The organism is Enorma burkinafasonensis, from assembly GCF_902150035.1.
Taxonomy (GTDB): Bacteria; Actinomycetota; Coriobacteriia; order Coriobacteriales; family Coriobacteriaceae; genus Enorma; species Enorma burkinafasonensis.
The window spans coordinates 1-810 of the sequence record NZ_LR597548.1 but is presented as its reverse complement, the minus strand read 5'-3'; the positions used below and the strand labels follow the sequence as shown (position 1 = coordinate 810).

General features: G+C 71.0%; 1 protein-coding gene and 1 pseudogene. Both read right to left on the bottom strand.

What is annotated here, in order from left to right:
• Positions 1 to 500 (bottom strand): annotated as a pseudogene (locus tag FS885_RS09855) (VirB4-like conjugal transfer ATPase, CD1110 family); the annotation flags it as partial.
• The coding region (locus FS885_RS09850) for a PrgI family protein (protein WP_144744846.1) at positions 469 to 810 on the bottom strand (342 nt) is incomplete at its 5' end. The pseudogene FS885_RS09855 and the gene FS885_RS09850, both read right to left, overlap by 32 nt.

Sequence of the window (810 nt, the reverse complement as noted above, 5' to 3'; positions counted from 1 at the left end):
TAGCGGTGGCGCACGAGGTTCGAGACGCCCTCGCGCATCTTGTCGTTGAGGATCCGGTTGTACTCTTCGGCGAGCCCGGCGGTGGCGCGCTCCCCGGGCTCGAAGAAGACCTTGCGGCCGACCTCGTCGGCGGGGATGGGCGCGTTCACTACCTGGAGCTGCACGTGGGAGTCCGCCGGGAAGTAGTTGAACAGCGAGCTCATCACGGTGAAGGCCGTCTCGCGCGCCTCCTTGCGCGCGGACTGGTAGCTGATGTCGGAGAACTCGACCGTCTGGCTGAACACCCCGGGCATCACCTGGGCGATGCCGTCCCTGTACATGGCGTCGTAGCCGACGTAGGCGGCCATCTCGCTCGAGCGGTCGCGCTCCCGGCGGCGCCTCTGCCGCTCGGCCTCCGCGCCCTTCGAGGCGTCCTTGCGCCCGCCCGTGCCGCCGAGGAGCAGCCCGAGGGTGCTCGGGCGCTTCGGCCTATTCTCCTTGTTGGTTCTTGCTCGGCTCATAGAGCTCGGCTCCTTTCTTCCTTGCCCTGCGCCTCGCGCGCCGCCCCGGGCGGCCCGGGCGCGGCGAGCCCTCGGGGAGGCTCGCGGCGAGGCAGGGCTCGTACGCGAGCAGCTGCGGGGAAAGCTCGTGTGCCGCCAGGAGAGGCAGCAGCTCCTCGGCGCGCATGCCGAAGGGCCGCCAGAACCCGGCGAGCCAGAACGGCATGCTGCAGAGCATGATCGGGAAGGCCGCGTCCGCGACGTCGGCGTGCAGGCCCAGGTGGACGAAGGCCGCCGCCCCGACCGCGCTGCCGAAGCCGAGCGACACGCA